The sequence below is a fragment of the Nannocystis sp. RBIL2 genome, from assembly GCF_026626745.1.
GTDB lineage: Bacteria > Myxococcota_A > Polyangia > Nannocystales > Nannocystaceae > Nannocystis.
The window spans coordinates 3,317,849-3,341,343 of record NZ_JAPNJW010000002.1 but is presented as its reverse complement, the minus strand read 5'-3'; the positions used below and the strand labels follow the sequence as shown (position 1 = coordinate 3,341,343).

At 71.3% G+C, this 23,495-nt stretch carries 15 protein-coding genes; 7 read left to right on the top strand and 8 right to left on the bottom strand.

Annotated elements, in window-relative coordinates:
- The first annotated feature begins 1 nt into the window (after nt 1).
- Nucleotides 2-550 carry a hypothetical protein gene (locus tag OV090_RS38415; RefSeq protein WP_267709800.1) on the top strand — a complete coding sequence of 183 codons (549 nt, stop codon included), beginning with the start codon at nt 2-4 and terminating at the stop codon, nt 548-550.
- A 245-nt stretch (nt 551-795) separates the two neighbouring features.
- Here OV090_RS38415 and OV090_RS51205 read toward each other — a convergent pair whose 3' ends face one another.
- The 3 genes from OV090_RS51205 to OV090_RS38400 form a co-directional block, all read right to left on the bottom strand.
- Complete coding sequence (locus OV090_RS51205) at nt 796-5,631, bottom strand: DNA topoisomerase 3 (RefSeq protein ID WP_267709799.1); 4,836 nt, start codon at nt 5,629-5,631, stop codon at nt 796-798.
- A gap of 253 nt (nt 5,632-5,884) precedes the next feature.
- The gene (locus OV090_RS38405) at nt 5,885-6,550 is read right to left on the bottom strand and encodes a hypothetical protein (RefSeq protein WP_267709798.1); all 666 of its coding nucleotides are present in this window, start codon (nt 6,548-6,550) and stop codon (nt 5,885-5,887) included.
- Nucleotides 6,551-6,617: 67 nt separating this feature from the next.
- Complete coding sequence (locus OV090_RS38400; protein WP_267709797.1) at nt 6,618-7,208, bottom strand: sigma-70 family RNA polymerase sigma factor; 591 nt, start codon at nt 7,206-7,208, stop codon at nt 6,618-6,620.
- Nucleotides 7,209-7,709: 501 nt separating this feature from the next.
- Between OV090_RS38400 and OV090_RS38395 the strand changes: the two genes are divergently transcribed.
- The gene (locus tag OV090_RS38395; RefSeq protein ID WP_346660411.1) at nt 7,710-11,312 is read left to right on the top strand and encodes a LamG-like jellyroll fold domain-containing protein; all 3,603 of its coding nucleotides are present in this window, start codon (nt 7,710-7,712) and stop codon (nt 11,310-11,312) included.
- Nucleotides 11,313-11,352: 40 nt separating this feature from the next.
- Here the strand turns inward: OV090_RS38395 and OV090_RS38390 are convergent, their stop codons facing one another.
- A complete protein-coding gene (locus OV090_RS38390) occupies nt 11,353-12,459 on the bottom strand; it encodes a hypothetical protein (protein ID WP_267709795.1) in 1,107 nt (368 codons plus the stop codon).
- A 494-nt stretch (nt 12,460-12,953) separates the two neighbouring features.
- On the opposite strand from OV090_RS38390, the gene OV090_RS38385 reads away from it, so the two are divergent.
- Both OV090_RS38385 and OV090_RS38380 read left to right on the top strand, forming a co-directional pair.
- A complete protein-coding gene (locus OV090_RS38385) occupies nt 12,954-14,255 on the top strand; it encodes a DUF4215 domain-containing protein (RefSeq protein WP_267709794.1) in 1,302 nt (433 codons plus the stop codon).
- A gap of 136 nt (nt 14,256-14,391) precedes the next feature.
- Nucleotides 14,392-14,808, top strand: a complete 417-nt coding sequence (locus OV090_RS38380) for a Rid family hydrolase (protein WP_267709793.1) — start codon at nt 14,392-14,394, stop codon at nt 14,806-14,808.
- A 31-nt stretch (nt 14,809-14,839) separates the two neighbouring features.
- Here OV090_RS38380 and OV090_RS38375 read toward each other — a convergent pair whose 3' ends face one another.
- The 4 genes from OV090_RS38375 to OV090_RS38360 all read right to left on the bottom strand — a co-directional run bounded on the left by OV090_RS38375 (nt 14,840) and on the right by OV090_RS38360 (nt 19,843).
- Nucleotides 14,840-16,051 (bottom strand): PAS domain-containing protein, encoded by a 1,212-nt coding sequence (locus tag OV090_RS38375; protein WP_267709791.1) that lies wholly within the window; start codon nt 16,049-16,051, stop codon nt 14,840-14,842.
- Nucleotides 16,052-16,185: 134 nt separating this feature from the next.
- On the bottom strand, nt 16,186-17,985 hold the full coding sequence (locus tag OV090_RS38370; protein ID WP_267709789.1) for an acyl-CoA dehydrogenase: 1,800 nt from the start codon (nt 17,983-17,985) through the stop codon (nt 16,186-16,188).
- A 55-nt stretch (nt 17,986-18,040) separates the two neighbouring features.
- Nucleotides 18,041-19,210 (bottom strand): phytochelatin synthase family protein, encoded by a 1,170-nt coding sequence (locus tag OV090_RS38365; RefSeq protein ID WP_267709787.1) that lies wholly within the window; start codon nt 19,208-19,210, stop codon nt 18,041-18,043.
- 168 nt (nt 19,211-19,378) lie between these two features.
- Nucleotides 19,379-19,843 carry an SRPBCC family protein gene (locus tag OV090_RS38360; protein WP_267709785.1) on the bottom strand — a complete coding sequence of 155 codons (465 nt, stop codon included), beginning with the start codon at nt 19,841-19,843 and terminating at the stop codon, nt 19,379-19,381.
- Nucleotides 19,844-20,100: 257 nt separating this feature from the next.
- On the opposite strand from OV090_RS38360, the gene OV090_RS38355 reads away from it, so the two are divergent.
- From OV090_RS38355 to OV090_RS38345, 3 genes are all read left to right on the top strand, one after another.
- On the top strand, nt 20,101-21,051 hold the full coding sequence (locus OV090_RS38355; protein ID WP_267709783.1) for an NADP-dependent oxidoreductase: 951 nt from the start codon (nt 20,101-20,103) through the stop codon (nt 21,049-21,051).
- A gap of 325 nt (nt 21,052-21,376) precedes the next feature.
- A complete protein-coding gene (locus tag OV090_RS38350) occupies nt 21,377-22,072 on the top strand; it encodes a dienelactone hydrolase family protein (RefSeq protein WP_267709781.1) in 696 nt (231 codons plus the stop codon).
- A 302-nt stretch (nt 22,073-22,374) separates the two neighbouring features.
- Nucleotides 22,375-23,343 carry an STAS domain-containing protein gene (locus tag OV090_RS38345; RefSeq protein WP_267709779.1) on the top strand — a complete coding sequence of 323 codons (969 nt, stop codon included), beginning with the start codon at nt 22,375-22,377 and terminating at the stop codon, nt 23,341-23,343.
- Nucleotides 23,344-23,495 lie beyond the last annotated feature (152 nt).

Genomic DNA, 23,495 nt, shown 5'->3' with positions numbered 1-23,495 from the left:
CATGCTGCGCACCACCATCGCCTCGCTCGCCCTTCTTCTCGGCAACCTCGCGTCCGCGGGCTGCCAAACCGAACCCGAAGTCCAGGCTCGCGTGGCCGAGCTGGCCGACATGCCGGGCCTCATGGTGAAGATCGACGGCGCCGATCTCGACCACGCCCAGGTGCAGGCGATCGCCAAGCACCTCGAGAGCAAGGCCGTGGACACCGGCGCTGCGATGGTGCGGATGAAGAAGGATGACCCGGGCGGCTCGTCGCTCGAGATCGAGCTGTACGCGAAGACGCTGCCCGCCGCGGAGGGGCTGGCCGCCGAGCTCAAGGCGAGCTTCCCGGCGCTGGCGAGCGCGACGATCACGACTGCGCCGGCGGTCGGTGGCGCCGGCGACCTGCCGTTGATCGAGGTCAGCAAGGAGCTGTCGCCCGAGGAGGCGAAGCAGGAGATCCTCGAGCAGCTGCAGGCCGACGGGGTCGAAGGCAACGTGAACGTGCAGATCGAGGACGGCGCCGAGGGCCGGCGGATCCAGGTCAAGATCGACAAGCACGAGGTCCACTGAGCGCGGAGCCATGCGGCCGGCCTCGGAGTGACCTGTTCGTTCGGACAGGGCACGGCTCGGGAGGGGGCGATGCTTCACGCGGGGCCCTGGGCCGGCGTCCGCTTCGGGGGGCCTCGGAGTGACCTGTTCGTTCGGACAGGCCAGAGCTCGGGGGGGCGGCGATGCTCTGGGCCGTTGCTCGCTTCGGGACGGGCCTCGGAGTGACCTGTCCGTTCGGACAGGCCCGTGCGCGAGCGGTCGCCGCGTCACGCGCTGTCGCGGGCCGGCGCCCGCTTGCGCCGGGCCGTGCTCGCGCGCTTGGTGCTCGAGCGCTTCGCCGACTTGCGCTTGGCGGCGGCGGGACGGCTCGAGCGCCGCTTGCTCGTCGCTTTGGCCTTCTTCGCCGGCGTCGCCTTCGGCAGCATCAACCCGGCCGCGGTCATGTCGTGGGCCCGGCCGGCGTCCGTCAGCGTCGCGCGCTCGAACGGGATCAGCTTGCCGCGCTTGGGGAACGTCGCCTCCTCGAGGGTCACGAGGCCGGCCGCGACCAGGCCGCCGAGCAGGTGCTCGAACGAGCGGCGATCGACGTCGCCGTCAGGAAAAGTCTCGCGGTGGAGCCGGCCGGTGGCCTGGCCGTCGGCCTGGGCCAGCGCCGCGAGCAGGCGCGACACGTGGCGCTGCTCGCTCGCGCTGGGCGCCCGATACTCCTGGGCGATGCAGCGAGCAGGGGCACAGGCGTCGCAGATCCCACAAGGCTCGCCGCTGTCCTCTTGGTCGCCGAAGTGACGCACGAGCCGCACCATGCGGCAGCCGTGGCCCTCGGCGAAGCGGGCCATGCCCAGGAGCTGGGCCTGCTTGTGCTCGCGCTGGGCGGCGTAACCGGCCTGCCAGGTGCTCGCGCCCCTGGCCAGCTCGCCCTCGCCGGTCTCGAGCGCGCCGCCGTGGATGACGAGTTTCTCGAGGGCCCGCTCGAACGCCTCCCGCCCGGCGCGGCTGCGCTTCTTGTTCAGCGCCGCCCGGTCGGTCGGCGTCTTGGGCAGTTTTTTGAAGATCTTCTCGAGCTCGAGCGGGTCGGGGTAATCACGCTCGTGGAAGAATTCGTGGGTCTTGCGATCGACGTAGGCGTGGAACAGGACCGCCCGCGCTGGCGCGCCGTCACGGCCGGCGCGCCCGATCTCCTGATAATAGCCCTCGAGGCTGCCGGGCAGCGCCGCGTGGAGGATCGTGCGCACGTCGGCCTTGTCGATGCCCATGCCGAAGGCGGTGGTGGCGACGATGACCTCGCGCTCGCCGGCCAGGAAGGCGGCCTGGACGCGGTCGCGGTCGTCGTTGCTCATGCCCGCGTGATAGGCGGCGGCGAGGCGCGGACCGAGGGCGCTCGCCAGCTCCTCGGCGCTCTTGCGCGTGGCGGCGTAGACGATCGCGGGCCGGCGCGCGCGGTCCGACAGGAGCTCGCGGATCGCCGCGGCGCGCTCGCCCGGGTTGCGCTCGATCACCTCGATGGCGATGTTGGTGCGGCGAAAGCCGTGGATGAAGCGCCCGGCGTCGCGCAGGCCGAGCTGGGCGACGATGTCGTCCTGGACCGAGGGCGTGGCGGTCGCGGTGAGGGCGATGATCGGCGCTGGCCGCAGGGCGGGCAGCCGCTGACCGAGCATGCGATAGTCGGGGCGAAAGTCGTGCCCCCACTGCGAGATGCAGTGAGCCTCGTCGACGGCGATCAGCGCCGGCGTGCGCCGGGCGAGCATCTCGGGGAAGCCGGTCACGCGCAGGCGCTCGGGAGCGATGAACAGGAAGTCGAGGTTGCCGGCCAGATAATCGATGCAGGCCTGCCGCGATTCGGCGCGGCTGCGGCCCGAGTGGATGCGCTCGGCGCGAAAGCCCTGGGCGGCGAGCCGGGTGGATTGATCCTCCATCAAGGCGATCAGCGGGCTTATCACCAGAGTGGTGCCGCCGCGGGCGACGCCGGGGAGCTGATAACACAGCGACTTGCCGGCCCCCGTCGGCATGACCAATAAAAGGTCGCGGCCGCGCGTGGCGGCGCGGCAGACGGCCTCCTGGTAGGGGCGAAAGCCGGAGAAGGCGAACCGCGAGCGCAGCAGGCCGAGCAGGTCGTCCGGCGCTGCATGGAGCGGCTCGTTCGAGGAATTGCGGCGCGACGAGGGCGTGGGAGGGGCGGCATCCTGAGCGTTCGCGGAGGAGCGGCGCGGGGAGGTCGCGAAAAGGTCGCCCGTCGCGCCGCGTGCGGGCGGCGCGGGCGAGCGGTCGGCGAGGTCGTTCGCGGAGGTGCGGCGAGGCGGAGTCGCAGATGCGGCCTCATCGTCGCTGCTGGCGGATTTGCGGCGAGGCGCGGGGGCGGGAGACGCCAGGAGAAAGTCGCTCGTGATCCTGCTGCGAGGCGCGGCGGTGGCCTCTTGTCGCTCGCTCGCGGCAGTGCGACGAGGCGAGATCACGGAAGCGGAATCAAGGGGGTCATTCGTTGTTCCGCGGCGAGGCGAGGCTGCGGGGGGGGACTCGGCATGGTCGCTCGTGGAAGCGCGGCGAGACGAAGTCACGGAAGCGGAATCAGGGCGGCCGTTCGTAGCTCCGCGGCGATGTGGGGCCTCGGACGCGGCCTCGGCAGGGTCGTTCGCGGGAGCGCGGCGAGACGAAGTTACGGAAGCAGAATCAAGGCGGCCATTCGTAGGTGCGCGGCGAGGCGGGGCCGAGGACGCGGCCTCGGCATGGTCGGTCGTGGATTTGCGACGAGGCGAGGTCGCGGGCGCTGACTCAAACCAGTCGTCGGCGAGCGCATTCGCGGAATCAGAGAGGTCGCTCTTGGTTTCGCGTCGGGGCGAGGTCGGGGGGGCGGCATCGAAGAGGTCGCCCGTGGTTCCGCGTCGAGGTGAGGGCGCGGGAGCGTTAGCGAAGAGGTCGCCCGTGGTTCCGCGACGAGGCGGGGCCGGGGGAATGGTGGCAAAAAGATCGCCCGGGGTTCCGGGGCGCGAAGCGGTCGCGGGAGCGTTTGAGAACAGGTCGCCCGTGGTTCCGCGATACTGCGGAGGTACGGCAGGGGTGGTGATGGCGTCACTCGCGGGTGTTCGGCGAGAGGTTCGGGTCGCGGTGGGCGTGCGCGTGGGGCCGGGCTCGTTCGCGGGCCCGGGAGGTTCGCTCATCGTGGGCGGGCGCTTCTCGCCGCCGGCGCGGGGCAACGGGCCCGGCGGCGGTGCGAGGCCGGTGACGCGGCCGACCACCTCGGTGACGAACGACTCGATCGCGGCCATGAAGGTCGGCAGATCGCCGTCGCCGCGCGACATTCGCTTGAGCTTGGCCTCCCATTCGCCGGTCATCGCCGGGCTCTTGACATCGGGGTGGACGACCGAGATCAGGTGAATGCCCTTGTCGGTGGCTGCGAGCGACTTGCCCTCGCGGATCACGTATTCGCGGCGCAGGAGGGTCTCGATGATCTGCGCCCGGGTGGCGGGCGTGCCCAGGCCGAGGTCGCGCATCGCGTCCGACAGCTCTTTCTCTTCGAGCGTCCGGCCGGCCGTCTCCATCGCGGTGAGCAGGGTGGCCTCGGTGTGGCGCGGCGGCGGCCGCGTCTGTTTTTCGAGGGCCTTCGCCTCGAGCACCTGCTGCGGCTGGCCGCGCGTGAGGCCGGCCGGCAGCGCCTGATCGCCGGGATCCGCCTCGTTCGCCGCCGCCGCGGCCTTGCCTCGCGGCTTCGCGGGCGGCTTGCCGTAGCCGACCTCCAGCACCTTCCAGCCGTGCTTCTGGATCGCGGTGCCGCGGCTCTCGTAATGATCGACGATCGCCGGCTCGTCCGCGGACGTGATCGTGGTGATCACGGTGGTCGTCGAATAGACGTAGTCCTCGTGCCACGCCGCGAGCAGCCGGCGGCAGATCAGATCATAAATCTTCTGCTCGTGGGCGGTCAGGCCGGCCTCGCTGGCCGACTTGGCCGTGGGCAGGATGGCGTGGTGATCGGTGACCCGGGCGTCGTCGACGAAGCGGCGGCCGAGCGGCCGCGCGCCCGTGCCGGGGGCCAGAAGGCCGGGATACTGCCCGCCGACGGCGGCCACGACGTCGCCGAGGGTGGCGGCGACTGCCGCGGACAAATGGCGGCTGTCGGTGCGCGGATAGCTGATCAGCTTGTGCCGCTCGTACAGCGATTGAGCGATGTCGAGGGTCTTCTGCGCGCTCAGGCCGTAGAGGCGATTGGCGTGGCGCTGCAGCTCGGTGAGGTCGTAGAGCAGCGGGGGCGGGATCGATCGCGTCTCGGCCTTGATCGAGGCGATCGCGGCCCGCCCGGTGAACGCGCGGGCGACGATCGCCGCTGCTTCCACGCCGTCGGCCGGGAGGCGCTTGCGCTTGCTCGGCTCGTCGTCGGCGTCGCCGGGCGTCGGCGGACGGAACCAGGTGCCGACATAGGAACTTGCCGGCTGCGCGGCGTCGGTGACCGGCTGGAAGCGCGCCACGACCTCGCGGTAGTCCTCCGGCACGAAGTCGCGGATCGCCAGCTCGCGCTGGACGAGGATCGCCAGGGTCGGCGTCTGCACCCGGCCGACCGAGATGTCCTGATCGAGCACCAGGCTGTAGGCGCGCGACAGGTTCATGCCGACCAGCCAGTCGGCGCGGCTGCGGCCGCGCGCGGCGTCGGCCAGATCGTCGAATTCGGCGCCGTCGCGCAGCCGCGAGAAGCCGGCGAGGATCGCCTCCCGGGTGAGCGACGAGATCCACAGGCGACTCACCGGTTTGCGGCAACCGGCGGCGTCGTAGATGTAGCGGAAGATCAGCTCGCCCTCGCGGCCGGCATCGGTGGCGCAGACGATCCGCGTGACCGCGCGATCGCCCATGAGCCGATGGACCACCTCGAATTGCTTCCGGGTGTCGGGGATGACGACCAGCGGGAATTGCCGCGGCAGCATCGGCAGGGTGAAGAGGCTCCAGCGCTTCCACGCGGGGTCGATCTCGTGCGGCTGGGCGAGCGCGACGAGGTGACCGATGGCCCAGGTGACGAGATGGCCGCTGCCCTCGAACCAGCCGTCGCGGCGCCCCGTGACGCCGAGCGCCGCCGCGATGTCGCGGGCGACGGAGGGCTTCTCGGCGATGACGAGGGTGGTCACGGAGGGGCGCGGCGCGGGCGGAGGACCCGGGCGCGCGCGACCTTAGCACACGCGGATCGGCGCGCCCGCCTGGCGCCCGTGACGCGAGCTGCGGCGACCGTGTCCGTACGGTCGCCGGCCGCGACGCGCTTCACCCGGCGCAGGCACGCGAAGCAGGTCGAGCGCGGGGGTCCCGTGCTGCGCGAGGGCCCCGGAGGACGAGCTCGCGCGAAGCGATGGCCATGTCCTTCGGGACATGTCCTTAAAAAGAGCTTCAGGGATCGGGGAACTCGCCCTGGGCTTCGATGCGGATCTTGACCTCGCGCCGTCCGGCGCCGTCGTCGAAGATCTCGACGTGCGCGTCGCCGTGCAGGCCGCGGGCCTCGAGGCGCTCCAGGATCTCGGCGCGCGCGGCCTCGGCGTCGTCCTGGTCGAGCAGCTCGAGGTCGAACCATTCGAGGCCGAGGCGGCCGCCGAGCGTGCCGTGGACCGTCTCCACCAGCGGCTCGATCCGGCAGTTCCGGGCCTGCAGCGCCGGCACGCCCTCGACCTCGGCCAGCAGCTCGTCGCCGACGAGGGCGGCGTCCTCGCCCCACAGGTCGACGAGGATCGTCCCCGGGCCGCCGTGCTCGGCGTGGACCCGCACCGTCGCCCGATCGGCGCCGGCGCGCTGCTGCAGGCGGTCGGCGAGCTCGCGCACGCGATCGCTGTCCAGCAGGTCCTCGCCGGGGACCTCGCACCAGACCGTCGCGCCGAAGCCGCGGTCGTAGTCGTACGGCATGCGGCAGGCCGCCGCGACCGCCACCGCGGCCAGGCCGGCCGACAGGGCCCAGCGGTGGCCGCGGACGAACCCGGCGAGGCCGGGCCGCGCGGGCGCGGGGTGGCGGCGGGCGAACCTGGCCATGAGGTCCTGTTCCAAAGAGGCTGGCGGAACAGACATGTTTGAAAGAACATGTTCCGAAGGCGCGCCGGCGCGATAGAGGCGCCGGAGCGCGGCGGAGAGGCGATCAGGCCAGGGCACTTTCGGCTCCTTTCTTGCCCGCGGCGGGGCGGAGGCGGGCGCGGAGGTCGCGGAGGACCCGCGACACGCGCTGTTTGACGGCGGCCTCCTGCAGGCCGAGGACGTCGGCGATCTCGCGGTGGCGCAGGCCGTCGGCGAAGCGCAGGGCCAGGAGCTCGCGGGTGTCGGCCGGGAGCTCGCGCACCAAAGCAGCGAGCTGGTCGAGCTGCTCGCGCTGGAGGAGGCCGCCCTCGGGGCCGACGGCGTCGCTCGGCAGGAGGTCGAGCAGCTCGGGGGCGGCGGTGGCCCGCGCCTTGCGCAGGTGGTCGATGACCGCGTTGCGGGCGAAGGTGAGCAGCCAGCCGCGCACGCTGCCGCGCTCGCGGTCGTAGTCGCCGAGCCGCTCGACGAAGGCGACGAACACGCGCGCCGCCAGGTCCTCGGCGTCGGCCCGGGCCGGCACGCGGCGGGCGACGAAGCGGACGACATCGGGGTAGAGGTCGCGGTACAGCGCGCGGAACGCCTCACCGTCGCCGTCGCGGGCGCGGGAGAGGCGACGCGCGTGGAGCTCGTCGCGCAGCGGCCAGGGGAGCTGCATGTCTGTCGGGAGGGTACGGGCCGGCGCGGAAAAGGTGACGGGCGCGAAGTCACGATTTTTTGGCGGGCTGCGCGCGGTCGTCGAGCGCGGAGGCGGATCCCGCGGCCGCGGGCCTCGAGAGGACGAGCGCGCGGGGATGACGTGGCCGTGCGCGAGCCGCATGGGCGGCGAACGCGGTTCATGAGGATAGTGTTTTGATGGACATGTGCTTTCGGGCATGTCATCGGATTATGGACGAGACGGAAGGCCGCCAGTCATCCGACGATTGTCGGAGGGCATCCCCTGGCCCGACGACCCAGAGATGTACGCGCGGCGAGCCGCGATTGCACGGTGTGGCGGAGGGCTGGAGCGCGAGACGGGGCTCGCCTGGAGTTGTGGAGAAATTATGGAGCGCGCTCGGAGCCGCGAGACGGGCGTTGGCATTCCATTGTGAGGAGTGAACTGCGCGCGGGGACGGCCGGCGCGCCCGTGCGCGGGGGCTCGATTGCGCATTGTGGAGGAATGATGGAGGGCCGTCGATCGAGCCGACGCGGCATTTCAAAAGCGGCTAGACATGGCGGCGGTGCGAACGAGGAGTCGACGATGAGAGTCATTGATGTTGCGGCGAAGGGGTATATCGACATTCCCGGCGTTTCGGCCGGGGAGACGAGCGGGGGGTTCAGCATTCAGATGTGGGCGCGGCCGTCGGGCAAGGGCGGGCAGATCTGGTACTGGGGCGAGGGTGGGCCGCTGCTGGTCATGATGAGCAACGGCGCGCTCGAGCTGCGTGTGGGGGTGCTGAAGCTCCTGGCGCCGGGGGCGATGACGACGGGGCGATGGACGCACGTCGCAGTGGAGTTCGCGGCTGACGGGGCGGCGGCGATCTTCGTCGATGGGATCCGCGCGGCCTCCGGGTCGCTGCCGAAGCTGGTGGCGACGCCGTCGATTCGCCTCGCAGATCCGGGCGCGCAGGGCTTCGCGCTGGCCGACGTGCGGCTGCTGGCGCGGGTGCGGTCCGGCGGCGAGCGCTCGCTGTCGGCCGATCCGCAGGGGCTCCTGGCGCACTACGCCGGCCAGCTCGACGGGACGAGCGTGCGCGACGCGGGCCCGCTGCAGCGGCACGGGCAGCTGGGGGGCGCGGGCCAGGCGGTCGAGGTCGCCGAGCTCGATGTCCTGCGGAGCTCGAGCCCGGGCGCGGTGGTGTGGGACGAGAAGCTCGATGTCCTCGAGCTGCCCCCCGTGACCATCGACTTCACCGGCGGGATCGCCGTCGAGGCGTGGGTCCGGCCGCGCCAGGCCGTGGGGCCGCTGTTGTTCGCGCTCGGCGGCCCGGACGTCTTCAACGTCCGGCTGCGGCCGGGCGACGGGATGTTGATCGTCGATTTCGTGGCCAAGACCGGGGCGGCGGTGATCAAGGTCCCCGGGGTGGTGCGCGCCGACGAATGGCAGCACCTGTGCGTCTCGGTCGACGGCGGCGGAATGTGCAGAGTGTTCGTCGACGGCCGCGCGGTCCACGAGCAGCAGGCGGCGGTACCGGCGGTCGCGCGCGACGGGGTGCGCACGGGCGGGGCGATCGGCGAGGAGTTCCTGGGCGAGCTCGCCGAGCTGCGCGTGTGGCAGGGCGGGCGCTCGCTCGAGGACGTGCGGGCGCTGTGGCTGCGCCGCGCTCGCGGCGACGAGCCGTCGCTCGTGTATTGCTATCACCTCGATTCGCTCGCCGAGGGGTGGGCGATCGACGCCGGGCCGCGCCGTCAGCACGCGCGGCCGATGGGTCGGTTGACGTGGGGCGACGGCGACGGCCTGCCGCTGCGGGCGCTGCACGACACGCGCCGGGTCCACGTGCGCGCGGCCGGCAAGCTGCTGCTCGATGAATTGCCGGTGTCGCTGTTCCCGACCAAGACGATCGACGTCGGCCTCGGGAACTGGGGAGACGTCGGCCTCAAGGTGCCGACGGCGGGGGAGTACGGGACGGTCAAGGGCTCGCTGGTCCGCTGCGCGGTGTACGAGGTCTCGATCGAGCCGCGCACGGCCGGGGGCAGCAAGCTCGCGGGCGAGGTCGAGGTCCGCGTCGACGCGCCGGTGACCGTGGTGCGCAGCGACGGTGGGGTGCAGAAGCTCGAGGCGTGGAAGCCGGGCGTCGCGGCGAAGGTGGTGGTCAGCGAGGGTGGTCGCGCGCGCGTGCGGGTGCTCGCCGCCAAGTCGCTCGATTGCCCGGCGCTGCGGCTGCGCGCGGCCGGGATGGACGCCGACTGCTGGACCGTGGTGCGCCCGGCCGACGGGGCGCAGCAGCAGCTGGCGAGCCTGAGCGCGACGGCGCTGAAGCAGCCTCCCCCCGGCAAGACGCCGGTGCTGAAGAGCAGCATGGCGAAGGACGACGCCGAGGCCGTGGCCCAGTTCATGCGCGACACGGCCCGCGCGCTGCCGACGGCCGCGCCGGTGGCGATCAAGAAGGGGCAAAAGCTGTCGTGGGGCGAGGTCTGGGGCACGATCGAGGGCGTCGGCGAGGCCGTCGGCAGCGCGGTGATCGACTTCGGCGGCGACGTGGCGAAGCTGACGATCGCGGCCGCCCAGGACGCGGCCAAGCTGGCCAACAAGGCCGCCGGGGCGGCGGTGCGCACGGGTGAAGCGGTGATCCGCGACTGCATCGAGGACGCGCGCGAGCTCGCGGTCGACACTGCCAAGACGACGTGGGGCGCGGTGACGGTGGTCGGCGAGATGGTCGTCGACGGCTCGAAGAAGATGTTCCGCACGATCGTGGCGGGGGCGCTCGAGGTCGCCGGCGCGATCGAGGCGTTCTTGAAGCGGATCGGCGCGGCGATCCGCGACTTCATCGAGTTTTTGGCGATGCTCTTCAACTGGGAGAAGTTCCTCGCCAAGTCCGACGAGTTGTACGAGCTGGCGAAGCAGCAGTTCGGCAAGCTCGGCGGTTATGCGGCGCAGATCCGCGACATCCCGGCGCTGCTCGATGCGCTGGTGGCGAAGCCGGTGCGGTCCGGGCTGTCCGGCAAGTCGCTCGGCAAGGCGTTTGGCGTCGGCGATTTCGAACTGCCCGACTTCGACGAGCTCAAGTGGCTGGTCGACGTGATCGAGGAGGCGTTCACCGGCTCGCCGCCGAAGCTCGAGGACGACCCGAAGGGCAAGCAGGGGCCGACGCAGCTCGACAAGAGCACGACCGCGGCCGAGAACGAGGCGACGACGGCGGCGCTGCCGAAAGCGCTGCTGGACGCGAGCGACGTGCTCGACACGTCGATGGACGCGCTGCTCGACCTGCCGAAGAAGACGTGGGCGGCCGGCCGCTCGGTGACGACGGAGTTGACGGGCTGGATCGCCGACCACACCCCGGACCTGGCCGAGCAGGCCCGGCGCACGCTGACCTCGCGGCTGACGATCCCGTACCTCACCGACGTGATCGAGGTGGCGATCCTCCGCGGGCGCAAGCTCGACATGCTGCGCCTGATCGCGCTGGTCGGGGCGGTGCCGGCGGTGCTGGCGAGCGGCGGTAACAAGTCGGCCGGGTCGCTGCAGAAGTCGGCGAAGTCGCAGGCGGAGGAGGCGATCCGCTGGACGCAGTTCGGCATCAGCCTCGTCAACTCGGCGATGTTCATCGCCCGCAGCGCGAGCGAGTGGAAGGGCAACTTCGCCGGCGTGTGGACATTTAGCATCATCGGTGGAGCGACGACGGCGATCGCGGCGGCGTTCGACATCGGGGCCGCGGCTGCGTTCGACGACGAGGGGACGCGGTGGTACGGCATCACCCACGGCGTGCTGGCGCTGTGCGGCGGGCTGTGGATGATCGGGTCGACCGCGTGGGCGATCTCCTGGCCCGAGGGCGAGGGGGTGATCGCAATCGTCGATGGGGTGATCGAGGTCGTGATCGGCTGCGGTGAGCTGGCGACTTCGATCGTCGTGTTCTCCCAGGGCGAGCTCGCGGAGGAGGAGTTCTGGGCGCAGTTCAGCTACCGCATGGCGAATTGGAGCCTGCGCGGGCTGTACCGCCTGCTCGACGGCGTCGACAACAGCCGGATCAAGGCCGCCAACGCGCTGACGACCAGCTGCGCGGTGGCGATCCTGGCCAGCGACCTGTGCGAGATGGGCTACGGCCTGACCGACACTGCGATGGGCTGAGCGCGCGTGGGGGCCGGCGGCGAGCGGGGCTCGCCGTCGGTCAGCCCGGGGGCATGAAGTTCTCGCAGGCCTCGTCGATCAGGCCGATCGCGTCGGAGAAGAATTGCTTGTACGAGGGCGCGCAGATCTGGCCGATGAAGCCGTTGGTGAACATCTCGGTGAATTGCACGATCCGCGGCGACAGCTCGGCGCCGGTGATGCCGCCGTTGCACTTGTCGAGCGCGGGGCAGGTCGGATTGACGGGACCGATCAGCGACAGGACGACGATGTTGGTCTCGACGCCGCCCTTGGCGGTGACCAGGCCGGTGTACCAATTGCCGGGTTCGCCGGGCGAGCCCGACTGCGGCAACTGCTGGCAGGCGGCGACCTCGTGGTCGTCCTCCTCGTCGGTGATGAGGACGACGACCAGCAGCGCGTCGTCGCGGATGAAGCCGTCGTTGCAGGCGCCGGGGGCGTTGTTCTGCGGCTGTACCGCCTGCAGCATGGCGTACATCGGCTGCTCGTTGCCGTCGCCGCCGGTGCCGACCTGGCCGGCGCAGGCGAACTTGGTGCCGAGGTCGTCGGCCTCGCTCATCCAGTTCTTGCCGCCGGCGTAAGGGGTGCAGGTGGCGTTGCTCGCGTTGGCGCCGCCGGTGCTGTTGACGAGGCCGCCGTACATCTGGCAGCCGGCGCCGTTGTAGATGTTGCTGTCGCTGCTGACGACGCCGACGTGGTAGCTGTCGGTGTTGGACAGCTGGGTCTGCATCTCCGACACGAAGTCGGGGAAGCTGTTGACGAGGTTGATCTGCTCGTCGGCCATGCTGCCGCTATTGTCGATGACGAACAGCAGGTCGACTTTTTTGCAGCCCGTGTCGGGCATGGGCAGGCCGCCGTCGGGCGTCTCACCGACGTCGAACTTGGGCGCGGGGCCGCTGTCGACGTTGCTGGTGGCGGGCTCGCTGGTGCTGGCGTCGGTGCCGGTGGTGGTGGGATTGGTGCCGGTGCTGTCGGTGCCGCTCGTGGTCGTGCTGTCGCTCGTCAGGGTCAAGTTGCTGATCCCGCCGAGAGTCGGCGCGGCGGTCGGATTCGTGCCTCCGCCGCCGTCGTCGCTGCAGGCGGAGAGGCAAAGGACGCCGAGCGTGATCACGGTGAGGGCGAGGGCGCGCATCAAGAATCACGGTACGCCCAGGAGCCAAGCGCTTGCAAGCGGAGACCCCCTCCCGCGGCCCGGAGGTCACGCGCGGGCCGACGACCCCGATCTGCGGGGCGCGGGCGAGGGACGCCTCGCAGCGACGCGGGCGTGCGCGGCGGAGCGTGCGCGGACCGTGAGCGTGGGGGCGAGTGAAACACGATCCAGCGATTTTCCCGGCGGGCGCATGCGCGCGACGTGGGCGAGGGGGCCGGCGCGAGGCGGCGCGGTCGCGCCGAGCGAGGGGCGCGATCGGTCGCGGTCGTCTCGCGCGCAGCGACGTCGGCGATTGTGCATAGTCGGACCTTTGCTGATTGTCGCGTAGCGAGTGCGGCGATTCATGGGAGCGAGCGGTCTCGGCGTGCGGGTCGGGCGATGGGGGCCGGAAACGGCAGCGACGCGGGCCGAAGTTCCGGCTTGGCGGGTCCTCGGCGGGCGGGCATCCTCGGCCGGCCTTCCGGAGGTCGCTTGCCATGATTCGTGCTTCGTTCGCGCTGTCCGCCACGCTGTCGCTGCTCGCCGTCGCTTGCGGGCCCACCAGTCCCGCCATGACCACCGGCGACGACACGGAGACGAGCGACGGCACCGCGACGACGGGCACCACCGACGAGACGACGACGACCGATCCGTCCACCGCGGGGCCGACCACCGTGACGACGATCGAGCCGACCACCGGCGAGCCGACGACGCTCGAGCCGACGACGCTGACCACCGGCGGGCTTGTGTGCGGCGACGGGGTCGTCGAGGGCGGCGAGGACTGCGACGACGGCAACCTCGACGACACCGACGCGTGTACCAGCGCCTGCACTGTGGCGACGTGCGGCGACGGGTTGGTGCAGGTCGGGGTCGAGGGCTGCGACGACGGCAACGGCGACAACAACGACGAGTGCGCGCAGTGTCAGCCGGCGGCCTGCGGCGACGGCTTCGTCGGACCCGGCGAGACCTGCGACGACGGCAACCTCGTGGACGGCGACGGCTGCGCGGCCAATTGCATCGTCGAGTTCTGCGGCGACGGGGCGCTGCAGGCGAACGAGGAGTGCGACGACGGTAACTTCGAGGACACCGACGCGTGCACGAACGCCTGCAAGCTCGCGGTCTGCGGCGACGGCATCGTCCAGACGGGCGTCGAGGCGTGCGACGACGGCAACGCGATCGACGGCGACGCCTGCCTCAACGTCTGCCTGGTGGCCAGCTGCGGCGACGGCATCGTGCACACCGGTGTGGAGGCGTGCGACGACGGCAACGACGAGGCCCTCGACGCCTGCTCGAACACCTGCCAGGCGGCGACCTGCTCCGACGGCCTGGCCAACGGCGGCGAGACCGACGCGGACTGCGGAGGCCCGAATTGCACGCCCTGCTCCGAAGGGCAGGTGTGCGAGATCGACACCGACTGCCAGTCCGGCAATTGCGAGGCCGGCGCGTGCGGCGGCGTGACTCTGGTGGTGCCCGATTGCGCGCCGGCGAACGTCGACGCCGCGCAGGTGTTCACCATGGTGGTCCAGCCGAAGTGCGGCTGCCACACCGGCGGCTCGGGCGGCCTGACGATGACCGACGCCGCGACCGTCAAGGGCAACAACGTCGGCGTGGCCGCCACGAACGCCGACATGAACCGGGTCACCGCCGGGGATGTCGACCAGAGTTATTTACTCTACAAGATCCTCGGTCAGCAGAATAACGTGCCCGGCGGCGGCGGCTCGCCGATGCCGCTCGGGAGCACGCTGACCGACGCGCAGAAGTGTCTGCTCGTCAATTGGGTGAAGAGCGGCGCGCTGTGAAGCGCGCGGACAGCTGTCTTTGATTGTGCGGACAGCTGTCGTCGGTGCCGACGTGCGTCGATGTCGGCACCGATGATTGGCGCCGATGTGGACCATGTGATGCGCCGCGGTTCTTGCTATGACGAGACCTGTCGTCATGGCGCTGCAAAAGACCGCGTATCCGTACGCCAAGGGCCCCGATTTCAGCCGACTGTTCAGCTGGGGCATCAACCTCAAGAACGTCTCCGACCTGTACCTCGCGTCGGGCATCGGCGCCCACGACGCCGTCGGCGTGATCCAGCACCCCGGCGACGCGGTGGCGCAGACGCGCTACATCCTGCAGCAGGTCCCGGGCTTCCTCGCCGAGGCCGGCTTCGCGGTCGCCGACATCGTGCGCATCGAATACACGTTCACGCGCGAGGTCCCGCGCGACTCGTTCGACGCCATCTTCGCGGTCATCGCCGAGTTCCTGGCGACCGAGGCGACCAAGCCGACTGCGGGCACCCTGCGGGTGGTCGAGGCGCTGGCGTTCGACCATCAGTTGGTCGAGTACGAGTTCTGGTGCGCCCGCTGATTCGCAGGTGCTGTCATTGGCCGGCGGCGGCTCAGCGCCGGCGCTTGCGGGCCATGGCGAGGGTGACCTGGACGGCGTCCTGCAGGGTGCCGAGGACGATGAGCGAGTCGTCGAGCTGCATGCCGTGCTCGGTGAAGGCGACCGCGGCCGCCGGCTGGATGCCCGTGAGCACGGTGCGGGCGCCGATCATCTTGACCGCCTCGATCAGCTGAATGATGCGATAGGCGGGGGTGGTGTCGACGGCGCGCAGGCCGGTGAGGTCGAGGATGATGACGCGGGCCTGGTGCCGGACGATGCCGTCGAGCACCGCCTCGCGCACGTGCAGCGAGCGCGCCTCGTCGAGGGTGCCGATCAGCGGCAGCATCAGGACGCCGTGGGCGAGCGGCAGCACCTGGGCCGACATCTCGGCGATGAGCTCGGCCTGCTGCTGGCGGATGACCTCGTCCTGGCGCTCGCGCTCGCGGATCGCGGTGTGAAGGCGGGTGACGTCGCGGACCTGGGTGGCCGCAGCGCCGCGTCCGCCGGCCGCGCCCGGGATGGCGAACATGGTCAGCTCGAGGTCGACGCGCACGCCGTCGATGCGCATGAACTCGGTGGTGCCGGGGACGATGTCGAGCAGCATCGCCGCCGCGTCCTCGGCGGCGGCGTCGGGCGGGAGGGCGAGGATCCGCCGCAGCGCCGGGTTGCAGAACATCGGCGCGGTCGGGGTGTTGGGGCGCACGAGCACGCCGTCGGGCGAGTGGTGCACCAGCGCCTCGAACACCCGCACGGCCTCCTCGGCGCGCTTGCGTTCGGTGACGTCGATCGCCACGCCGCCGATGCCGATGTTGTTGCCGCTGCCGTCGGCGCGGCCGAGCGGGAAGATGTGCTCGAGGAACACGCGCTCGCGGTCGTCGATCGGGATCTCGAACTCGCTGACGCTCGGCGTGCCGGTGCTTACGACCCGGTCCATCACCGCCTGGATCTCCGCCGCCACGTCGGCGTCGAGCAGGTCGGACTCGAGCTTGCCGACGACCTGGTCCGGCGTGCGCCCGAGCAGCGTCGCGTGCAGGCGATTGCTGAGGGTGAAGCGGCCGTCGACGTCCTTGGCGTACAGGACCATCGGCGCGTAATCGGCGAGCGCGCGCAGGAGCGAGGCGGTCTGGGTCAGCTGCCGCCGCTGCTCCTCGTGGGCTTGTTGCAGCGCTGCGTTGGTCGCTCGCAGCGCTGCGATCTCGGCCTCGAGTTGCTGGACGGTGGGCATGCTCGAGTCCGCGTGGTCGGCAGTGTGCCGCGGGCGACCCGGCTTGTCACCGTCCGCGCAGGCACGTGAGCCGGCGCGCGTATGCAACGGGGGTGTCGGGCCGACCCTCAGGCGGTGCGTCGCGCGGCGGCGCGCTAGAACCACTCCGGACGGGTGTTCGCGTACGAGTCCTCCTCGTCGCGACACAGGCGTACGAGCGGGGCCACGCGGGGCAGCTCGGTCCGCAGCCAGTACTGCGCGGCCTGCAGCTTGCCGCGGTAGAACGCGTCGTCGTCTGTCGACAATGTCCCGCGGGACAGGGCCCTGCGGGCCGCGGTGGCCTGGCGCAACCATTGCCAGGCCACCGTGATCGTCATGAAGATGTCGAGGACGTCATGACTGTGGCGGAGCATGCGCTCCGGGTCCGCGAGGTGACGTCCGGCGAGCTCTGCGATCAGCGCCCCGGCGGCGCCCGCGGCCTCTTGCAGCGCGACGACGTCGGCGAGGTCGAGGCCGGCCGCCTGCGCTTGCGAGCATGTTTGGAGGATCTCCCGCCCCAGCGTCTGCAGGGCTCCAGGAGCCAGAGCGCGGCGACCGAGCAGGTCGAGCCCGTGGATGGTGGTCGTGCCCTCGTGGATGCTGTTCAGCTTCTGGTCGCGCAGCCACGCCTCGGGCAGGTACTCGCTCGAATAGCCGTAGCCGCCGTGGATCTGCAGCGCCAGCGCGTTGCTGTCGTAGCCGCGCTCGGCCGCGAAGCTCTTGGCGATCGGCGTCAACAAGTCGAGCAGCAGCGCCGACCGGCGGCGCACCTCTTCGTCGTCCGCGTGGTGGGCCAGGTCGGTCAGCCGCGCCGTCTCGATCAGCAGCGACAGGCCGCCCTCGACGATCGCCTTCTGCCGCAGCAGCATGCGCCGCACGTCGGCGTGCTCGATGATCGGGACCGGCGGGCTGTGCGGGTCGCGGCGGCCCGCCGGGCGGCCCTGCCGGCGCTCACGGGCGTAGGCCAGCGACTCGTGGTAGGCGACCGCCGCGGTCGCCACGCCGTTGAGGCCGACCATCAGGCGGGCCTCGTTCATCATCTGGAACATGTACGAAAGGCCATGTCCCGGATATCCGACGAGCTCGCCGCGGCAGGCGCCGCGCTCGCCGAAGTTGATGACGAGGCTGGGCAGGCCGCGCCAGCCGATCTTGTGGATCATGCCGGCGGTGCTGACGTCGTTGTCGACGAGGCCGTCGGGCCCGGGCCACAGGCGGGGGATGGCGAACAGCGAGATGCCCTTGATCCCGGCCGGGGCGCCGTCGATGCGCGCGAGCGTCAGGTGGACGATGTTGTCGGCGATGTCGTGGTCGCCGCCGGAGATGAAGATCTTGCCGCCCTGGATCGCGTAGGTGCCGTCGTCCTGGGGGACCGCGCGGGTGCGGATGTCGGCCAGGCTGCTGCCGGCCTGCGGCTCGGTCAGCGCCATCGTGCCGGTCCACTCGCCGGCGTACATGCGCCGCATGTACCTGTCCTTCAGGTCATCCGAGCCGAAGGCCTCGATCAAGTGGGCGGCGCCGGCGGTGAGGCCGGCGTAGCAGTAGGCGCCGAGGTTGGCCGCCATCAGGTAAGCCTCGGCCAGCAAGGCGACGGTGCGCGGCAGCTGCTGGCCGCCGACGTCGACGGGCCGCGAGGCTGTGATCACGCCGAGGTCGCACAGCCGCGGCCAGATCGTTCGCATGCGCGGGTGGACCTTGATCCGCCCGTCCGTGAAGGTCGGGGCGGCCTCGTCCATCGGCCGGTAGGCCGGGTACAGCACCTCGCGGGCGAGGCTGCGCGCGTTGGCGAGGAAGAGGTCGAAGGTGTCGCGGTCGTGGTCGGCGAAGGCCGGCAGGCGCAGCAGGGCGGCGGCGTCGTGCACCTCGTACAGCAAGAAGGCGACGTCGCGGTCGGACAGGAGCGGGTTCCCGGCGGTCACGCGGGCAGGATATCGCAGGGCGCGGGGCGAGGCGGCCGCGCAGGCGCGCGTCGGGTCACGCGTCGCAGCCGGGCTCGCAGCGGGCGCACGCGGGGCCGCGGGCCAGGGCGCACAGGTCGGCGAGCTGGCGGCGCACGTGGTCGGCCTCGAGCCGCACGGGCAGCGGGAGTCGGTCGGGGTCGAGCATGGCCGACAGCTCGGCGCGCGCGTCGAGGCTCAGGCCCGACCACACCCGAGAGGGCAGCGCGAGCAGCAGCAAGGTGACCGCGTCGGTCGGCCACGGCGGCTGCAGGGCGTCCACGCGGGCGTGCAGCGGGACTCCGCGCAGGGCGGCGAGCAAGGCCTCGGCAGCGCCTGTCTGTTCGGACAGGGCCAGCGGGCGCCGCTCGACGACGAGGGGCAGCCCGGGGAGGGCCGAGAACAGCGCGCGCAGGGCCGCGACGAGGTCGTTGGACGAGGCCCGGGCGAGGTTTGCGGCGAGGTCGTCGAGCGCGGCGGAGAGGGCCTCGAAGCCGCCGTCGCCGAGGCAACGGGCGGTGAACAGGAGGCTCGGCGGGCGGCTGTGGCGGCGCAATGCGACCCATCCGCGCGGGCGACCGGTGGCAGGATCTTGCGGCTGGGTGGCGGCGTAGAGGGCGGGCAGGGCGACCCAGTGCGGCGGGTACTTGAAGCGGGCCACGTCGAGCACGAGGACGTGATCGCTGGCCGGGTCGTAGCCGCCGATCGGCGAGAAGTGGCCGGCGCCGGTCTGGCCGAGCGAGCCGCGGTCGTAGCTGACGATCAGCGCCGGCGCGACGGCGGAGCGCGCGGCGGCGTCGACGGCGGCGCGGAAGTCCGCGAGGCCGAAGGCGTCGGGCCGGTACACGTCGGCGCTGGCGCCGTTGCAGCGGGCGAGGCAGGCGAACTCGTCGAGGGTGATGCCCTGGGCGCGCACGCGCTCGAGCGGGCTGCAGCAGTCGAGCAGCTCCTCGCTGAACCACCGCCACGGGCCCTTCCACAGCCGGCCCGGATCGACGCCGAGGGCGTTGAGGGCGACGACGAGGGTGCCGAGGCCGCAGAAGGCCGGATCGGCCTGGGTGTGGAACTGCTCGATCAGCGGAAAGAACGACTCGAGGCCGCCGGCCGCCCGCGCCGCGTCGAACAGCGCCCGACCCTCGGGCGAGGCGAAGGCGACCAACTGGGGTGGCAAGGGGCGGCGGTAGAGGCTGGGGGCAGGAGAGTGCATCGCGGCGCTCGCAGGTCGCGCCGATGATCGCGCGTCGCGGGCGATTCGTCGAGGGCGATGCGGACGGCGCCCGCGTCGCCGAGGCACGGCCCCGATTGTGAGTACCCCGACACGTCGATTGCCGGGCCGGCGATCGCGAGCAGCACGAGTGAGTGACTCTGGCCGGCGCTACGCAGCGCCCGACTCGACGAGCGCGGCGAGGCGGGCCAGCGATTCGCGCCAGCCGGTCGCATTGTCGGTCGGCGGCACGCCCGGCGGGAGGCCGTCGTGGATCGCGTGGAGGTCGGTGCCGCCGTCGGCGTCGACGAGGGTGGTGGTGATCGTCATCTCGCCTCGCAGGGCGGGATCGTCGGCCTCGAACTCGAGCGATTCGACGATCTTCTCGTCGGGCACGAGCGCGACGAAATGGCCGTGATAGGTGTCGGTGTGCGCGGTCGTCTTGCCGGTCGCGGTCGGTTCGACGTAGGTGAGCGAGACGCGGAACGCCCCGCCCTCGCGCGGCTCGAAGGTGTGCACGTTGCTGGTCATGCCGGGCGGCACGCGCCACTTCTCGACGGCGCTCGCGTCGAGGAGCGCGCGATAGACGGCGGCCCGCGGGGCCTTGATGTGGCGGGAGATCCGGGTGGTGCTCACGGGCGAGTCGTAGCACCCGCGCGGAGGTGCGCAAAGGCGAGGGCGGCCGCGGCGCGCGGGACGAGGTCGGGCGATTGCCACAACTTGCCGTTGGCGACGCGCGATGGACGAGTCCGGCGGTGATTCGTACGCTGCGAGATCGGAGGTCGGACGTCGTCGACTCGAAGCGTGAGGATCTCGCGCTGCCGGATCATGCGCGAATCGCCCGAGCGCGCGCAGCCTTGTCGAAGCCGCAGCCGCGGATTATCACCTGTCGCATGAGAGCGATCGTCGTCGAAGAGTTCGGTGGGCCGGAGGTCCTGAAGGTCGTCGAGTTGCCGGAGCCGCAGCCGGGAGCAGGGGAGGTCCGGATCCGCGTGCACGCGGCCACGGTCAATCCGACCGACGTGTTGCTGCGCTCGGGGGAGATCACGCGACTGTTGGCGAATCTGCCGCCGCCGCCGTACATCCCGGGCATGGACGCGGCAGGGGTGATCGATGCGGTCGGGCCCGGTGGCGACGGCCGGCTGAAGGTCGGCGACGAGGTCATCGCCGTCGTCAACCCCTACACTCCGCGCAAGGGCGCGTACGCCGAGAAGGTCGTGGCGTCCGCGGCCTCGGTGGTCCACGTGCCGAAGGGCAGCGACTTGCCGGCAGCGTCGACGCTGCTGATGAACGCGCTGACCGTGCGCCTGGGGCTCGACGCGCTCGGCCTGCAGCCCGGGCGGACTGTGGCGGTCACGGGCGCGGCCGGGGCGGTCGGGGGCTTCGCGGTCGAGCTGGCCAAGGCCGACGGCCTGCGGGTGATCGCCGACGCGTCGCCGACCGATCACGCGCTGGTCGAGCGACTCGGGGCCGATGTCATCCTCGAGCGCAGCGACGATCTGGCGCGGCGGATCCGCGAGGTCGTCCCGCAGGGGGTCGACGCGGTCATCGACGCGGCGATGCTCCACGAGCAGATCTTGCCGGCGATCGCCGACGGCGGGGGAATCGTGACGGTGCGCGGATGGAGCGGGCCGACGGAGCGTGGCATCGTCGCGCACCCGGTGTTCGTCGGCTCGGCGCTGACCGACACCGCGAAGCTCGAGCGCCTGCGCCAGCAAGCGGAAGAGGGCAAGCTGACCCTGCGCGTGGCGAGGGTGCTGCCGGCCGCGGAGGCCGCGGAGGCGCATCGTTTGCTCACCGCCGGCGGGGTCCGCGGTCGGCTGGTGCTGGACTTCAGCGCCTGAGCCCGAGTGCGGCTCGGGCATCGAGGCGTTTGTGTGCGTATCGCCCGCGCAGCCGATGGCACCGTCGGCTCATTCAAAAAACTCCTGACAGCACGTTGTTCATACCTGCGAGCGTTGACGAGCCTGCTGTTGCTCGGTGCGAGACGGAGCCGCGAGGGGCAACCCGGCCTTGGTCGGGTTGCTCCGTCCGAAGATTCCGTCCATACCGGCGAGGTTCTCGACGGCGCCGACGCTGTTTCACGGCCCCCGTGGTGGTGCTCGGGCTCGTCGAACCGCCCACACCTCGTGCGCGGAACTGGCTATGAACCAACCCGAGGAGCCCAGCATGAACGATCGTCTCACCGTCCAGACCGACGATGGCAGCTTCGATTGCTACGTCGCGCGTCCCACGGCCGCCATCGCACCGGTGATCGTCGTGATCCAGGAGATCTTCGGCGTCAACGCCGGGATCCGCAGCATCGCCGACGCCTACGCCGCCAAGGGTTACATCGCCGTTTGTCCCGATCTGTTCTGGCGCACCCAGCGGGGCGTGGACATGTCCGAGAGCGACGAAGGCGACGTGGCCAAGGGCTTCGCTCTGTATGGCGCATACGACTTCGACAAAGGCCCGCGCGACATCGCGGCCACGGTCGCGGCCGCCCGCACCATGCCCGGCGCCTCCGGTAAGGTCGGCGTGACCGGCTACTGCCTCGGCGGACTGCTCACGTTCCTGACCGCGGCGCGCGCCGATGCCGATGCCTTCGTCGCCTACTACGGCGGAGGCACCGAAAGATACGTGACCGAGGGCGTCAACATCAAGCGCCCGCTGCTGATGCACCTCGCCGGCGACGACGAATACATCGGCAAGGATGCCCAGGCGACGATCCACGCCGCGCTGCGGGACAACCAGCACGTCGAGATCGACACCTACCCGGGCCGCAACCACGCGTTTGCCCGTCCGGGCGGCAACCACTACGACGATGCCGACGCCACGCTGGCCAATCGGCGGACCGATGCTTTCTTCAAGCAGCACCTCACCTGAACAGGACGCTCCACATCGGAGCTCACCGCCGGCCTGTCCGGGGGACTGGGCGGTGAGTCAGAGGAAATGCTGACGACGCGCAGGGTGACTACACGCTTCTCGGCCTGGTCGCCGGGTGTGCGAGGTGATCTGCACCCACACAAGTCTCACCTGCCCGAAGAGCCAGACCGCGGACGTCACCCGCCCATGACGCACCCGCCGTCGACTGGGTCGCCTCGGAACGAGCCCTCGAGATCGCGCACCCGCCCGCACCCGTCGATCTATCTGCAACGGCAGCGCTCGGCTATCGTCGTGTGCCCCTCATGGAAGACCCGACGCTCGCCGACCTGCACGCCGAAAATCAGCGACTCCGCGAGGAAATCGCTCGGCTCGAGCGCGACGCCGCCGGGGCGCAGCGAGCGGTCGAGGACCGACTCAAGCTCGCGACGGCGCTCGAGAACATCTACCGCGCGGTGCCGGACCTGTTCTTCCAGCTCCGCGTCGACGGCACGATCACGAACTACCTCGCCAGCCCGACCAGTCCGCTCTACGTCCAGCCCGAAGTGTTCCTCGGCAAGCGCATGCAGGACGTACTGCCGCCCGACGTCGGCGCGCTCACCGTCCAAGCACTCGCGGAGACGTCAGGCCCGGCGGGCAAGGCCCGGATGGAGTACTCGCTCGACCTCGGCAGCTCGGTCGAGTGGTACGAGGCGCGGCTGATCCGGCTCAGCGACGACGAGCTGATCGTCGTCGTTCGCAACATCAGCGAGCAGCGCCGCGACCGCGAGGCGGTGCTGCGGCTGAACCGCGAGCTCGAGGCCCGGGTGCATGAGCGGACCGTCGCGCTCGAGGTCGCCGCGGCCGAGAGCGCCGCGCTGCAGCAGCAGGTCATCGAGGCCCAGAGCGCGACGCTGCAGGCGCTGTCGACCCCGCTGGTGCCGATCGCCCGCCACGTCGTCGCCGTCCCGCTGATCGGCGACGTCGATGCCGACCGCGCCAGCCGCTTGCTCGAGACGATCCTCGACGGCGTGCAGGCGCGGCGGGCCGCATTCGTGCTGCTCGACGTCACCGGCGTACCGCGGGTCGACACCGATGCCGCGCGGGCGCTCGCCGACATCGCCCGTGCGGTCAAGCTGCTCGGTGCGGAGTTGGTGCTCACGGGCATCGGCCCCGACGTCGCCCGCACGCTCGTCGACCTCGAGGCCGATTTCGGCGGCGCGCGCACGTTGCCGAGCCTCGAGCACGGCATCGCCTACGCGATGCGGTCGGCGCCGCGGACCCCCCGCGCGTGAACGCGAATTTTCAGGCGGGCTTCGATCGCTACCGCGACGCTGATGCGTCCCGCCGCCGCGAGTTGCGCCGCGCGCTCGAGCGCCCGGCTGGTGCGGGCCGCGGGGCCGCCGTGGTCGAGCAGAGCGGCTGGCGCCGGGCGCCGACTTGACAG